Source organism: Barrientosiimonas humi (assembly GCF_006716095.1).
Taxonomy (GTDB): domain Bacteria; phylum Actinomycetota; class Actinomycetes; order Actinomycetales; family Dermatophilaceae; genus Barrientosiimonas; species Barrientosiimonas humi.
Map to the genome: position 1 here is coordinate 707,569 of NZ_VFOK01000001.1, position 14,171 is coordinate 721,739.

General features: G+C 73.3%; 11 protein-coding genes. 8 read left to right on the forward strand and 3 right to left on the reverse strand.

Going from position 1 to position 14,171, the window contains the following annotated elements:
• Positions 1–3 precede the first annotated feature (3 nt).
• The gene (locus FB554_RS03380; RefSeq protein ID WP_142004635.1) at positions 4–2,175 is read left to right on the forward strand and encodes a HelD family protein; all 2,172 of its coding nucleotides are present in this window, start codon (positions 4–6) and stop codon (positions 2,173–2,175) included.
• A 20-nt stretch (positions 2,176–2,195) separates the two neighbouring features.
• Here FB554_RS03380 and FB554_RS03385 read toward each other — a convergent pair whose 3' ends face one another.
• Positions 2,196–3,470: an RNA polymerase sigma factor gene (locus FB554_RS03385; protein WP_211344522.1), complete on the reverse strand. Its 1,275-nt coding sequence runs from the start codon at positions 3,468–3,470 to the stop codon at positions 2,196–2,198.
• A complete protein-coding gene (locus FB554_RS03390) occupies positions 3,467–3,826 on the reverse strand; it encodes a YciI family protein (RefSeq protein ID WP_142004636.1) in 360 nt (119 codons plus the stop codon). The genes FB554_RS03385 and FB554_RS03390 overlap by 4 nt, the downstream gene beginning before the upstream one ends.
• 151 nt (positions 3,827–3,977) lie before the next feature.
• On the opposite strand from FB554_RS03390, the gene FB554_RS03395 reads away from it, so the two are divergent.
• The 6 genes from FB554_RS03395 to ilvC all read left to right on the forward strand — a co-directional run bounded on the left by FB554_RS03395 (position 3,978) and on the right by ilvC (position 10,829).
• Positions 3,978–4,751, forward strand: a complete 774-nt coding sequence (locus tag FB554_RS03395; RefSeq protein WP_142004637.1) for an ABC transporter ATP-binding protein — start codon at positions 3,978–3,980, stop codon at positions 4,749–4,751.
• Positions 4,727–6,307, forward strand: a complete 1,581-nt coding sequence (locus FB554_RS03400; protein WP_142004638.1) for a hypothetical protein — start codon at positions 4,727–4,729, stop codon at positions 6,305–6,307. The genes FB554_RS03395 and FB554_RS03400 overlap by 25 nt, the downstream gene beginning before the upstream one ends.
• Positions 6,308–6,338: 31 nt before the next feature.
• Positions 6,339–6,515, forward strand: coding sequence for a hypothetical protein (locus FB554_RS17040; protein ID WP_170206767.1), 177 nt, complete (start codon positions 6,339–6,341; stop codon positions 6,513–6,515).
• A gap of 773 nt (positions 6,516–7,288) precedes the next feature.
• Positions 7,289–9,193 (forward strand): acetolactate synthase large subunit, encoded by a 1,905-nt coding sequence (locus tag FB554_RS03405; protein ID WP_142004639.1) that lies wholly within the window; start codon positions 7,289–7,291, stop codon positions 9,191–9,193.
• Positions 9,190–9,702: an acetolactate synthase small subunit gene (gene ilvN / locus FB554_RS03410; RefSeq protein ID WP_142004640.1), complete on the forward strand. Its 513-nt coding sequence runs from the start codon at positions 9,190–9,192 to the stop codon at positions 9,700–9,702. Before FB554_RS03405 ends, ilvN begins: the two co-directional genes overlap by 4 nt.
• 95 nt (positions 9,703–9,797) lie before the next feature.
• Positions 9,798–10,829, forward strand: coding sequence for a ketol-acid reductoisomerase (gene ilvC, locus FB554_RS03415; RefSeq protein WP_142004641.1), 1,032 nt, complete (start codon positions 9,798–9,800; stop codon positions 10,827–10,829).
• Between the two features lie 408 nt (positions 10,830–11,237).
• Here the strand turns inward: ilvC and nhaA are convergent, their stop codons facing one another.
• Positions 11,238–13,151: a Na+/H+ antiporter NhaA gene (gene nhaA / locus FB554_RS03420; RefSeq protein ID WP_142004642.1), complete on the reverse strand. Its 1,914-nt coding sequence runs from the start codon at positions 13,149–13,151 to the stop codon at positions 11,238–11,240.
• A gap of 44 nt (positions 13,152–13,195) precedes the next feature.
• Between nhaA and FB554_RS03425 the strand changes: the two genes are divergently transcribed.
• A complete protein-coding gene (locus FB554_RS03425) occupies positions 13,196–14,158 on the forward strand; it encodes a quinone oxidoreductase family protein (protein WP_142004643.1) in 963 nt (320 codons plus the stop codon).
• Positions 14,159–14,171: the final 13 nt, after the last annotated feature.

Genomic DNA, 14,171 nt, shown 5'->3' on the forward strand with positions numbered 1-14,171 from the left:
GGGATGACGGTCGAGCACGGCAGCGCAGGGGGCCGGCGCGAGGAGCAGGTGCGCGAGCAGGTGGCGCTGGAGCAGACGTACCTCGACGGCGCGCACGCGCGGCGGGTCGAGCTGCGCGACGAGGCCGCGCTGCGGCTCGCGGACCTGGGGCCGGGCAGCGCCGGTGACCCGACGGCCCGGGCCCGGCAGGCGCGGCTGCGCGGCCGGGTGCGCGAGCTCGAGCTGGCCGAGCAGGGACTGATCTTCGGCCGGGTCGACCTCGACGACGGCGCGCAGCACCGCATCGGACGCACCGGCCTGCCCGCCCGCGACGACGAGGGCGACCCGGTGGTGGTCGACTGGCGCGCGCCGGTGGCGAGGGCGTTCTACACCGCGACGGCGGTCGACCGGCAGGGCGTGCGCCGCCGCCGCCACGTCCGCACCGACGGGCCGCTGGTCACCGGGGTGGACGACGACCTGCTGGAGGAGTCCGGCGACGGGCTCGTGGGGGAGGCCTCGCTGCTCGCCGCGCTCGGGCAGGGACGCACCGGGCGCATGGGCACCGCCGTCGCCACGCTGCAGCGCGAGCAGGACGACATCGTGCGCGCACCGGCCACCGGTCCGCTGGTGGTGCAGGGCGGTCCGGGCACGGGCAAGACCGTGGTCGCGCTGCACCGGGTCGCCTACCTGCTCTTCAGCAGCGAGCGGATCGCCGAGCGCGGAGTGCTCGTGCTGGGTCCCAATCACACGTTCCTGCAATACATCTCGCAGGTGCTGCCCGCGCTCGGGGAGACCGCGGTGGTGTCGACGACGGTCGACGACCTGCTGCCCGGGCTCGCGGTCGAGCGCGCCGAGAGCCGGGCCGTGGCCGAGATCAAGGGGCGCGAGATCTGGCTCGAGGTCGTGCGCCGGCACGTCGACAGCCTGCTGCCGTCCGACGGCGGGCTGTCGCTGCGGTTCGACGGCGAGACCCACGACATCGGCGCCGCCCAGGTCGAGCGTCTGCTGGCCGCGGCCCGCACCGACACGCGCAGCCTGCGCGAGGTGCGCGACCGCGCGGTCGAACGGGTGCTCGACCTGCTCGTCGACGCCGTCGCCGACCGCCACGCCGAGACGTTGGCAGCGATGGAGGAGGGGCTCGAGGACATCCTCGCCGGGGTCGACCGCAGCCTCGCCCGGCGCGACGACCGCGGGGTGGCGTCGGGCGACACCGGCGTCGACGTGGACGGCCAGCTGTCCGATGCCGACGTCGAGCGGCTGCGCGAGCGGGTCACCCTCGACCCCGACGTGCGCCGGCAGCTGCTCGCGTGGTGGCCGATCCCCGATCTCGGGGCCGAGTTCCGCCGGATGACGCGCGACGCGGACCATCTGCGGCGCGTCGCACCCGAGTTGGACGACGCCGAGATCGCTTCGGTGACAGGCGAACCCGAGGGCCGGTCGTCCTCCGACATCCCGCTGCTGGACGCGCTGCGAGCGGCGCTCGACGCCTCGCCGCGGGCTGCCGAGCAGGGTGAGTTCCTCGCCGAGCGCGCCGCCGACGACCCCGACTGGGTCTACGGCCACGTCGTGGTCGACGAGGCGCAGGAGCTGTCACCGATGCAGTGGGCGATGGTGCTGCGCCGGGCCGGTGGTCGTTCGATGACCGCGGTGGGCGACATCGACCAGGTCGAGGCCGCGCACCCGCACACCACCTGGGACGCCCTGCTCAACCCTGTCCTCGGAAACCGTTGGGAGACAAGCGCGCTCACGATCTGCTATCGCACGCCGCGCGAGGTCATGGCCCTCACCGGGCCGGTGCTCGAGGCGGCCGGCAGCAGCAACGTGCCGCCGACGGCGGTGCGCTCGTCGGGCGTCGCGCCGTGGGCACGCGAGACTCAGGAGGCGCACCTCGCAGCCTGCGTGGTCGAGGCGGTCGCCGGGCTGCGCGACCGGCACCCCGACGGCTCGGTCGGCGTGGTGGTCCCCGAGCAGCGCCGGGCCGCGCTCGCGGCGACGGTCGCGCGCGAGCTGGGCGAGGGCGTACCCGTGCTCAGCGCCACGGGCGCGAAGGGACTGGAGTGGGACGCCGTGCTGGTCGTCGACCCAGACGGGATCAGCTCCGAGCCGCGCGGCTGGAACGGTCTCTACGTCGCCCTCACCCGCTGCACTCAGGAGCTCGGCCAGCTCCTCCTGCGCCCGCGGGACTCCCAGGACTGATCGGGAAGACCCCAGCGTGGCTACGCGCCTCGATCGTTCTCGGGCGTCTCGGCGCGGGCGCGCAGCACCCGTCGCTCGGCGTCGGTGCGCGCCAGGTCCGCCGCGAGTCCGTACGCCCTCGCCGCCTCCGCGTGCCGGCCCAGCCGGGCGAGCATCTCCGCGCGGGCGGCAGGCAGGTAGGCATAGCCGCGCAGCGCCGGCTCGCTGGCCAGCGCGTCCACCAGTGCGAGCCCGGCCTCGGGTCCCTGTGCCATCGACACGGCGACCGCCCGGTTGAGCGCGACCACGGGGGACGGTTGCCGCGCGAGCAGCGCGTCGTAGAGCGTGACCAGCTCGGTCCAGTCGGTCGCGGCATGGCTCGGCGCCGTCGCGTGCACGGCGGCGATCGCGGCCTGCAGCAGATAGGGCCCGCTGGCCCCCGCGCGCAGGCAGCCGACGACCGTGCGGTGCGCGCGGTCGATGGCGTCGCGGTCCCAGCGCGAGCGGTCCTGCCCGGACAGGGGCACCGGCGTGCCGTCGTCGTCGGTCGCGGTCGCCGCGCGGGTCCGCAGCAGCTCCAGCAGCGCGCCGAGCCCCAGCAGCTCGGGGTCGTGCGGCACGTGCCGGCGCAGCAGCGTCGCCAGCTCGACGGCGCGGTCGAGCAGCTCGCCCTGCTGCCGGCGCTCGCCCGAGGTCGCGGCGTGCCCGAGCGTGCCGAGCAGGTAGGTCACGTCGAGCACGGCCGGCAGCCGCTCGGGCAGCTGCTCGCGGCGCGGCACCGCGAACGGGATGTGCGCCCGCGCGATCTTGCGCTTGGCGCGGGTGATCCGCGCGGCCATGGTCGCGGTCGGCACGAGGAACAGCGCGGCCACGTCGGCGGTCGGCACGCCCAGCACCAGCCGCAGGGTGAGGGCTGCGCGGGCGGCGTCGTCGAGCGCCGGGTGGCAGCACATGAAGATCAGCCGCAGGCGGTCGTCGTGCAGCACCGGTGCGAGGTCGCCCGGCAGCAGGTCCGGCCCCGGCGGGTCGTCCCCGTCGGGGACCACGAGCAGGGGCAGCTTGCCGCGCAGACTCGCCTGCCGACGTACGACATCGGTCGCCCGGCGCCGCGCCGTCACCGTGAGCCATGCGGCCGGGTTGTCGGGGACGCCCTCGCGCGCCCAGGCCTCCATCGCCTGGGCGTAGGCCTCCTGCACGCTCTCCTGCGCGAGGTCGAGGTCGCGGGTGGTCCGCGCGGTCGCGGCGAGCACGCTCGCCCAGTCGTGCCGGTGCGCCTGGGCGAGCGCACCGGCCACGACGGCCCGCGGGGTCCTCACGTGGTGACGCCTCCGGTGCTCGACTCGATCGGCTCGGTCGGGCGCACCTCGACCCCGCCGCCCTGGTCGTGGATCGGGTTGCGCCCGGCCAGCTCCAGCGCCTCGTCGAGGCTCGGCACGTCGATGACGTAGAACCCCACGACGACGTCCTTGGTCTCGGTGAACGGGCCGTCGGTGACCACGCCGCCACGGATGCTGGTGGCGGCGGTGTGGTCGGCGAGCGGCGTGCCGAACACCATGACGCCCGAGCGCTGCAGCTCCTCGCCGTGGCGCACGTGCGCCGCGAGGGCCTCGGGGTCGGGGTCGGCGGAGATCCGGTCGGCGGGGAAGTGCAGGAACACGGCGTACTGCGGCATGGGTTCATCCTTGCGGTCGGGCCGGCGCGGTGCCGGCGTCACGGGCGAACGGGTGCTCGCCTCACTGGTCCGTCGCACGGGACCGCACAGATCGACACCCCGGACCGGACCTTTCACCCCGGCGGGGGAGCGGGTTTGTTTGACTGGCCGCATGGATCTCGGGGAACCAGCGCTCGTCCTGGACGGGCTCACCAAGCAGTTCGGACCGCAGTACGCCGTCGCCGGCCTCAGCCTGGCGGTGCCGCAGGGGTCGATGTTCGGGGTGGTCGGACCCAACGGGGCCGGCAAGACCACCACCTTGTCGATGGTCACGGGGCTGCTGCGTCCCGACGCCGGCCGCGCGGTCGTGCTCGGTCACGACGTGTGGACCGACCCGGCGCGGGCCAAGGCGCTCATGGGCGTGCTGCCCGACGGGCTGCGCACCTTCGACCGGCTCACCGGCAGCGAGCTGCTGCGCTACCACGGGCTGCTGCGCGGCCTGCCCGCCGGCGTGGTCGCCGAGCGCGGCGAGCAGCTGCTCGCGTCCCTCGGTCTCGCGGGTGACGGCGACAAGCTCGTCGTCGACTACTCCGCCGGCATGACCAAGAAGATCGGCCTGGCCTGCGCGCTGATCCACGCGCCCCGGCTGCTGCTGCTCGACGAACCGTTCGAGGCCGTGGATCCCGTTTCAGGACAAGTGATTCGGCAGATCCTCGCCCAGTTCGTGCGCGGCGGCGGCACGGTCGTGCTGTCCAGCCACGTGATGGAGCTGGTCGAGAACCTGTGCGACCACGTAGCGGTGATCGTCGACGGCCGCGCGATCGCCTCCGGAGCCCTCGACGACGTACGCCAGGGGCAGTCGCTCCAGGAGCGTTTCCTCGGTCTGGTCGGGGTGCAGACCGGTGACGAGGAGGTGCTGTCGTGGTTGCAGTCCTCGCGCGACTGAAGTGGACGCTGCTGGTGCGCGCGCTGCGCACCAGCGTCTGGCGCACGGCCGGGGTGGTCCTCGGTGCGCTCGGCGGCCTGGTCGTCGCGATCGGCTGGGTCGTCACCATGCTGCTGATCGGAGCCGACGACGCGGGCCAGACCCAGGCCGCGGTCGTCCTCAGCCTCGCGGGCGTGGTGGCCGCGTGGGTGGTCATGCCGCTGCTGGTCTTCGGGATCGACGAGACCCTCGACCCGGTGCGCTTCGCGCTGCTGCCGCTGTCCGCCGAGCGACTCCGACCGGGACTGCTGGTCGCCGGATTCATCGGCGTACCAGGCGTTCTCACCGCCGTCCTGTCGCTCACGCCGCTGCTGGCGTGGGTGCAGCACGGGGTGGCGGCGGCGCTGGCGGCTCTGGTGTCGGGGGTGCTGTTCACGCTCACCTGCTTCCTCGGTGCCCGGGCGCTGACGTCGGGGTTCGCCGGCGCGCTGGCGTCACGCCGCTACAAGGATTTCGCCGCGGTGCTGCTCGCCGCCGTCGTCATGTGCGTCGGCATCGGGGTGAACGTGCTGTCGAGCCGGGCGGCCGAGTCGCCGGAGCAGGCGCGGCAGGTCATCACCACGGGCGCGAACGTGCTGGGCTGGACGCCGCTCGGCTGGGCGGCCGCCTTCCCGGGTGACGTCGCGCGCGGCGACTGGCTCGTCGCGGCGCTGCGGCTGGCGCTCGCGGTCGGTCTGGTCGCGGTGCTGTGGGCGGTGTGGGGCCGGTTCCTGCAGCGCGGGCTCACCTCGATCAGCGAGTCCGACACCTCGGGGCCGGGGGAGGCCAGCGACCTGCCCGAGCGGGTCTTCGGCACCTCGCCGACCGGGGCCGTGGCCGCCCGCTGCGCCCGCTACTGGCGGCGCGACCCGCGCTACCTCGCCTCCGTCGTGAGCTTCGTCGTGCTGCCGATCATGATCGGGGTCTCCACCTCGGTCGGTGGTGGCGGCGGCGACGCGTTCTTCGTCGGGCCGCTGATCCTCGCCGCGCTCACCGGCCCGGGGCTCACCTCCGACCTGGCGTACGACAGCTCCGCCCTGTGGACGCACGTCGTCACCGGGGTGCCGGGCCGGGCCGACCGGGTGGGTCGCGCGCTCGCGATGGGCGTCGTCATCGTGCCGCTCGTGATGATCACCGCGGTCGTCGCGCTCGCGGTCACCGGCCGGTGGGAGTGGGCGCCCGGTTATCTCGCCGCGCTCGTCTGCCTGGTGCTGGTCGGCATGGGCGTCGGGCTCGTGACCGGGAGCGTGCAGCCCGGCCAGGCTCCGCCGCCCGGCTCGAGCCCGTTCGCCACGGGCGGCAGCGGTGGGCTGCTGACCGTCGCGATCTTCGCCGGCGGCGTCGTCGCGGCCGGGCTGCTGTCGCTCCCGGTGCTGGTCCCGCTGGCCGTCTGGGGGCTGGACTCGGTGCCGGTCCAGCTGCTGCTCCTCGTCGTCGCCGTGGCCTGGGGCGGGCTGCTCTTCCGGCTCGCGGCGACCTGGTCCGGCCACCGCCTCGAGCGCCACTGGCCCGAGCTGCTGGCGCGGGTGAGCAACTGAGCGAGCGAGCGCGAACGAGAGGGGGAGCGCGATGCGACAGTCACGAGCCGTGACCGCGGCGGCGGTCTTCACGGTGCTGATGGTCCTGGGCCTGTTCGCGGCGTACGGCCGCGACGTGCCACCCAAGTCGGCCGTGGTGGTGGTCGTCATGGTCGCGGCCGCATGGGGACTTGCCGCCTTGGACGTACGAGCGCGCCGCCGACCCTGACCGGCACCCGCAGTCGCGGTGGTCCGCCGGGAGGTGCGCTCGGGCGCACCGGTTGGCGGTGGTCCGGCGCGGCGTGACCGGTGACGGGGGCGTACGCCTGGGCGGTCCTCCGCCGGAGGGTGCGCTCGGGCGCACGGGTCGGCGGTGGTCCGGCGCGGCGTGACCGGTGGCGGGGGCGTACGCCTGGGCGGTCCTCCGCCGGGGGGTGCGCTCGGGCGCACGGGTTGGCGGTGGTCCGGCGCGGCGTGACCGGTGGCGGGGGCGTACGCCTGGGCGGTCCTCCGCCGGGGGGTGCGCTCGGGCGCACGGGTCGGCGGTGGTCCGGCGCGGCGTGACCGGTGACGGGGGCGTACGCCTGGGCGGTCCTCCGCCGGAGGGCGCGCTCGGGCGCACGGGTTGGCGGTGGTCCGGCGCGGCGTGACCGGTGGCGGGGGCGTACGCCTGGGCGGTCCTCCGCCGGAGGGTGCGCTCGGGCGCACGGGTCGGCGGTGGTCCGGCGCGGCGTGACCGGTGGCGGGGGCGTACGCCTGGGCGGTCCTACGCCGGGGGGTGCGCTCGGGCGCACGGGTCGGCGGTGGTCCGCGAGGGCGTACGCAAGTCAGCGCCCGCATCGCGAGACGTGCGTCTCAGCATGTTGACGGGGGTGGGGCGGCGGGCGCAGGATGCTCGCGTGGCACGAATTCTCGTACTTCCGTAGCGCGCTCGGCGAACAGCCCAGCGCGCTAGCCCTCATTGCCGAGACCGGCTGAGGGTTTTTTTGTGCCCTAGCGACGATGACGAAAGCGGTGACCGACGTGACCGACCTGCAGGCCAAGCCGGCAGATCCTCGCCCTCCCTCGCCCGCCGACCTCGCGCAGCGCTCCGCTCGCGTCGAGGTCGAGCCACGCACCGTCACCGGTGCGCAGAGCCTGGTCCTGGCGCTCGAGGCGGTCGGCGTCGACACCGTATTCGGCCTTCCCGGCGGGGCGATCCTCCCCGCCTACGACCCGCTGCTCGACTCGGTCAAGCTGCGTCACGTGCTGGTGCGCCACGAGCAGGGTGCGGGGCACGCGGCCCAGGGCTACGCCTCGGCCACCGGCAAGGTGGGCGTCTGCATGGCGACCAGCGGTCCGGGCGCGACCAACCTCGTCACGCCGATCGCCGACGCCTACATGGACTCGGTGCCGATGGTGGCCATCACGGGCCAGGTCAGCTCGCGCACCATCGGCACGGACGCCTTCCAGGAGGCGGACATCCGCGGCATCACCATGCCGATCACCAAGCACAACTACCTCGTGACCGACCCGGCGGAGATCCCGCGGGCGATCGCCGAGGCGTTCCACGTCGCCGCCACCGGCCGACCCGGCCCGGTGCTGGTCGACATCACCAAGGACGCGCTGCAGGCCAGCACCACCTTCAGCTGGCCGCCTACCTTCGAGCTGCCGGGATATCGCCCCGTCACGCGTCCGCACACCAAGCAGATCAAGGCCGCCGCGGAGCTGATCCGCGCCGCCCGCAAGCCGGTGCTGTACGTCGGCGGCGGCGTGATCCGTGGCGGGGCCGCCGCCGAGCTGCGCGAGCTCGTCGAGGTCGCCCAGATCCCGCTCGTCACCACGCTGATGGCGCGTGGCGCGGTGCCCGACAGCCACGAGCTGCACCTCGGCATGCCCGGGATGCACGGCTCGGTGCCGGCGGTGACCGCGCTGCAGAAGTCGGACCTGCTGATCACGCTCGGCGCCCGGTTCGACGACCGGGTGACCGGTGAGCTCAGCTCCTTCGCGCCCGAGGCGAAGGTGATCCACGCCGACATCGACCCGGCCGAGATCTCCAAGAACCGCCACGCCGACGTGCCGATCGTCGGCGACGCCAAGGAGGTCATCCGCGACCTGACGGCGGCCGTCAAGGCCGACATCGACGCGGGCCGGGGCGGTGACTACGCCGCTTGGCGCAAGCGTACGGCGGGGTGGAAGGCCGACTTCCCGATCGGCTACACCGCCCCCGAGGACGGCAGCATCGCCCCGCAGTACGTCATCGAGCGGCTCGGCGCGCTGACCGGCGCCGAGGGCACCTACGTCGCGGGCGTCGGCCAGCACCAGATGTGGGCCGCGCAGTTCGTGCAGTACGAGCGCCCCAACTCCTGGCTCAACAGCGGCGGCCTGGGCACGATGGGCTACTCCGTGCCGGCGGCGATGGGCGCCAAGGCTGCCGAGCCCGAGCGCACCGTGTGGGCGATCGACGGCGACGGCTGCTTCCAGATGACCAACCAGGAGCTCGCGACCTGCGTGGTCAACGAGATCCCGATCAAGGTCGCGATCATCAACAACTCCAGCCTCGGCATGGTGCGCCAGTGGCAGACGCTGTTCTACAACGAGCGCTACTCCAACACCGACCTGCACACGGCGCACGACGGACGGCGGGTGCCGGACTTCGTGAAGCTGGCGGAGGCGTACGGCTGCGTCGGGCTGCGCTGCGAGCGCCCCGAGGACGTCGACGCGACGATCCAGCAGGCGCTGGAGATCAACGACCGGCCCGTGGTCATCGACTTCGTCGTCGAGCGCGACGCGATGGTGTGGCCGATGGTCCCGGCCGGCGTCAGCAACGACAAGGTCACCATGGCCCGGGCGATGACCCCGGTCTGGGACCGCGAGGACGACGAGGCCGTCGACCAGGCCGACCCCACCGAGGAGGACGAGGCATGAGCACCCACACCCTGTCCGTGCTGGTCGAGAACAAGCCCGGCGTGCTCGCGCGCATCGCGGGCCTGATCTCGCGGCGCGGCTTCAACATCGAGTCCCTCGCGGTCGGCCCGACCGAGCACGAGGAGATCTCGCGCATGACGATCGTGTTCGACGTCGACCCCGTCGTGCTCGAGCAGGTCACCAAGCAGCTCAACAAGCTCGTCGAGGTGCTCAAGGTCGTCGAGCTCGAGCCGGGCGCGTCGGTGCAGCGCGAGGTGCTGCTCATCAAGGTCCGGTGCGACAACGGCGCCCGCGCGCAGGTGCTGCAGCTGGCCGACGTGTTCCGCGCCAACGTCATCGACCTGCAGCCCGACTCGGTGATCATCCAGACGACCGGGGCACGCGAGAAGGTCGCGGCCTTCCTGGCGGCGCTCGAGCCGTACGGCGTGCGCGAGCTGGTGCAGTCCGGCGTCATCGCGATGGGGCGCGGCTCGCGCTCGATCACCGACCGCGCGCTGCGCTCCGCCTAGTCACGCTGGTCGAGTAGCGGCGAGGAACGAGCCGCGTATCGAGACCACCACCAAGATCAACCCTGCGAAAACCGCTACAACACAAGGAGATTCCCGTGGCTGAGATGTTCTACGACGACGACGCCGACCTGTCCGTGATCCAGGGCAAGAAGGTGGCCGTCATCGGTTACGGCAGCCAGGGCCACGCGCACGCCCTCAACCTGCGCGACAGCGGGGTCGACGTGCGCGTCGGTCTCGCCGAGGGCTCCAAGAGCAAGGAGAAGGCCGAGAACGAGGGCCTGCCCGTGAAGTCGGTCGCCGACGCGGTCAAGGAGGCCGACGTCGTCGTCATCCTCACCCCGGACCAGGTGCAGCGCACCGTCTACGCCGAGGAGATCAAGCCCAACCTCAACGAGGGTGCGGCGCTGCTGTTCGGCCACGGCTTCAACATCCGGTTCGACTACATCGAGCCCGAGGCCGGCTCCGACGTCGTCATGGTCGCCCCGAAGGGCCCCGGTCACCTGGTGCGCCGCGAGTACGTCGACGGCCGGGGCGTGCCGGTCATCGTCGCCGTCGAGCAGGACGCCTCGGGCCAGGCCTGGGACCTCGCGAAGTCCTACGCCAAGGCGATCGGCGGCCTGCGCGCCGGCGGGATCAAGACCACCTTCACCGAGGAGACCGAGACCGACCTGTTCGGCGAGCAGGCGGTGCTGTGCGGCGGCGCCTCGCAGCTCGTCCAGTACGGCTTCGAGACCCTCGTCGAGGCGGGTTACCAGCCCGAGGTGGCCTACTTCGAGTGCCTCCACGAGCTCAAGCTCATCGTCGACCTGATGGTCGAGGGCGGCATCGCCAAGCAGCGCTGGTCGGTCTCCGACACCGCGGAGTACGGCGACTACGTCTCCGGTCCGCGGGTCATCGACGAGCGGGTGAAGGAGAACATGAAGGCCGTGCTGGCCGACGTGCAGAACGGCACCTTCGCCAAGCGGTTCATCGACGACCAGGACGCCGGCGCGCCGGAGTTCAAGGCGTTCCGCGAGAAGGCGGCCCAGCACCCGATCGAGGGCACCGGCAAGGAGCTGCGCAAGCTCATGGCCTGGGTCGACACCAGCCAGGACACCGACTACACCGAGGGGAGCTCGGCTCGCTGATCTCGGATGGTGGGAAACGGGTTCCGTGACGTGGACACCCCACCCTACGGTTCTCGTTATGCAGCGGCAGGCTCTCATCATTCGCAGCCGCGGCGGGTCGCTCTAGTCGACAGGCCCGTCGCGGAGACCCCGCGATGCCGTCGGCAGACCCACCAGACATTCACCGCCCGCCCCTGCGGGGGCCGGAGCGGTCGCACGCGAAGGATGCACATCATGACCGAAGAGCAGCTGGACGCCCGTCGGGCGTTGCAGGAGTCGTTGGACCTGCGCGACTGATCTCCCGCGCAGGGACATGCAGGGGAAGGAAGCCCCCGGCCGAACTGGACAGCGGCCGGGGGCTTCCGCCTGTCCGGGGCCGGGTCGGCGTCCGCCTGTCCGGAGCCCGGCCGGCGTCAGTCCCGGCCGGTGTCAGTCCCGGCCGGCGTCCTCGGTCTCCTCGTCGGCCGCGCGCAGCTCGCCCGACTCGAGCTCGGCGATCAGGGTGCGGGCGTCGTACGCCCCGATGTGCCGCCGGTCGCCGACGAAGAAGGTCGGGGTGCCGCGCGCCCCGCTCGCCTCGGCGCTGTCGGCGTCGGCGCGCACCCGCTCGAGCAGCTCGGGGTCGGACAGGTCGCGGGCGAAGCGCTCGACGTCGAGGCCGGCGCGGTCGGCGTGGCCGAGCAGGTCCTCGAACTCCAGCTGGTCCTGGTTCTCGAACAGCACGTCGTGGAACTCCCAGAACTTGCCCTGCCGGGCCGCCGCCTCGGCCGCCACCGCGGCCTCCTCGGCGTGCGGGTGCACGTCGGTGAGCGGCAGGTGGCGGAAGACGTAGCGCAACCGGTCGCCCAGCTGCTCGCGCACCTCGCGCAGCATGCCGGTCGCCTTGCCGCAGAAGGGGCACTCGAAGTCGCCGTACTCCACGAGGGTGAGCGGCGCGTCGGGGTTGCCGCGGACGTGGTCGCGCTCGGGGTCGACCGGCCGGTCGAGCACCGTCGGCAGGCTGGCGTAGCGGTGGCCGAACACGCTGCGCGACACCCAGAAGACCAGGCCGCCGAGCAGCGTCGCGCCGACGGCCGCGAGCAGCACGCCGACCGTGGCCTGGCTGCGCAGCGCCGCGTCGTCGAACGCGAGGCCGATGATCAGCAGCGAGACGGTGAAGCCGATGCCCGACATCGCCGCGCCGCCCATGACCTGCGAGGGGCTCACACCCTGCGGCAGCTGCCCGAGCCGCAGCCTCACCGCGCCGATCGCGCCGAGGCCGATGCCGAGGAACTTGCCGATCACCAGACCGGCGACGACGCCCCAGGTGACCGACGAGCGCAGCGCCTCCTGCAGCACGCCGCCGCGCAGGTCGACGCCCGCGTTGGCGAAGGCGAACAGCGGGACGATGACATAGCTGGTCCACGGGTGCAGCACCACCTGCAGCCGCTCGTTGACCGACACGGCGCGCTGCAGCCCGAGCTTGGCGTGATAGCCGACGTCGGCGAGGGGGGACTGGCGGAACGAGCGGAACGCGGTGGTGGCGCGGTCGACGGCCTCGCGGCCGGGGGCGTACGCCGGCACGAGCAGTCCGGCGACCATCCCGGCGATCGAGGGGTGCAGCCCGGACTCGAGGGTGGCGAGCCACAGGACCACGATGACGAGGGCGTACGGCCAGGTGCGCCACACGCCGAGCCGCCCCAGCACGCACAGCGCCAGCAGCGCCAGCGCCATGACGACCAGGGCCGGCACGTTGGCCTCGTCGGAGTAGGCCACGCCGATGACCGACACCGCGACGATGTCGTCGAAGACGGTGAGGGTGAGCAGGAAGATGCGCAGCTGCGCCGGGCAGGCCGGGCCGAGCAGGGCGACCGCGCCCAGCATGAATGCGGTGTCGGTGCCGATGACCACGCCCCAGCCGGCGGCCGCGGGGCCCGAGGGGTTGAGCGCCAGGTAGATCGCGGCCGGCACGACGATGCCGAGCAGGGCCGCCACGAGCGGCACCACGATGCGGCGCCGGTCGGTGAGCTCGCCCATCGACAGCTCTCGACGCACCTCCATGCCGACGACGAGGAAGAACACGACCATCAGGCCGTCGTTGATCCACTCGTGCAGGTTGAGGTCGAGCCGCCAGGAGCCGATTTCGATCAGCGTCGGCGTCTCCCACAGGTGGGCGTACGTCTGGCTGCCCGGCCAGTTGGCCCAGACCAGCGCGGCGAGCGCGGCGACCGCGAGCAGGCCGGCGCCGCCGGCCTCGGTCGACAGGAACGAGCGCAGCGCCGACGGGACGCCCGACAGGCCGCCCGAGGGAGTGGCGTAGGACCGAAGACCTCGGCCGCGAGAGGTCCTGGTGCGCGTCGCCATGCGGGGGATTCTGTCAGGCCTTGCGCCCGCCTAGAGTCCGGAGCATGACGACAACCTCAGCACTCGTGGTGACCGGACCGGACGAGATGTCCGTGCAGGAGATCGACGTCGCGGCACCGGGTTCGGACGAGACCCAGGTCGAGGTGGCCGCGGCCGGGGTCAACTTCATCGACGTCTACCAGCGCCAGGGCGTCTACCCCGTCGAGACGCCGTTCGTGCTCGGCTCCGAGGGCGCCGGTACGTCCTCGTCGGGCGAGCGGGTCGCGTGGCCCCAGCACCTCGGCAGCGCGGCGGGCGTCGTGAACGTCCCGACCGACAAGCTGGTGCCGGTGCCCGAGGGCGTCGAGCTCGAGACGGCTGCCGCCGTGATGCTGCAGGGGCTCACCGCGCACTACCTGGTGACCAGCACGTTCCCGGTCAAGGAGGGCGACGTCGCGCTGGTGCACGCGGCGGCCGGGGGAGTGGGCCAGCTGCTGGTGCAGCTGATCACCGCGCGCGGGGGCCGGGTGATCGCCACGGCCGGCACCGAGGAGAAGCGGGCGAAGGCGCGCGACCTCGGCGCCGAGACGGTGATCGACTACTCCGACCCCGGGCTCGACCTGGCCCAGGCGGTGCGCGACGCGACCGACGGCCGCGGGGTCGACGTGGCCTACGACGGCGTCGGCAAGGCGACCTTCGACGCGTCGCTGGCGTCGCTGCGCCCGCGCGGGATGCTCGTGCTGTTCGGCGGCGCGAGCGGCCAGGTGCCGCCGTTCGACCTGCAGCGGCTCAACTCCGCCGGGTCGGTGTTCGTGACCCGGCCGACGCTCGGGCACTACCTGCAGGACCGCGCGGAGCTGCTCTGGCGCGCCGACGAGGTGCTCGGTGCCGTCGCCGACGGGTCGTTGCGGGTGGAGATCGGCGGGCGGTACCCGCTCGCGGAGGCCGCGCAGGCGTACGCCGATCTGGAGGGCCGGCGCACCACGGGCAAGCTGCTGCTCCTCCCGACCGCAACGCTGGTCGAGTAGGCGGCGAGGGACG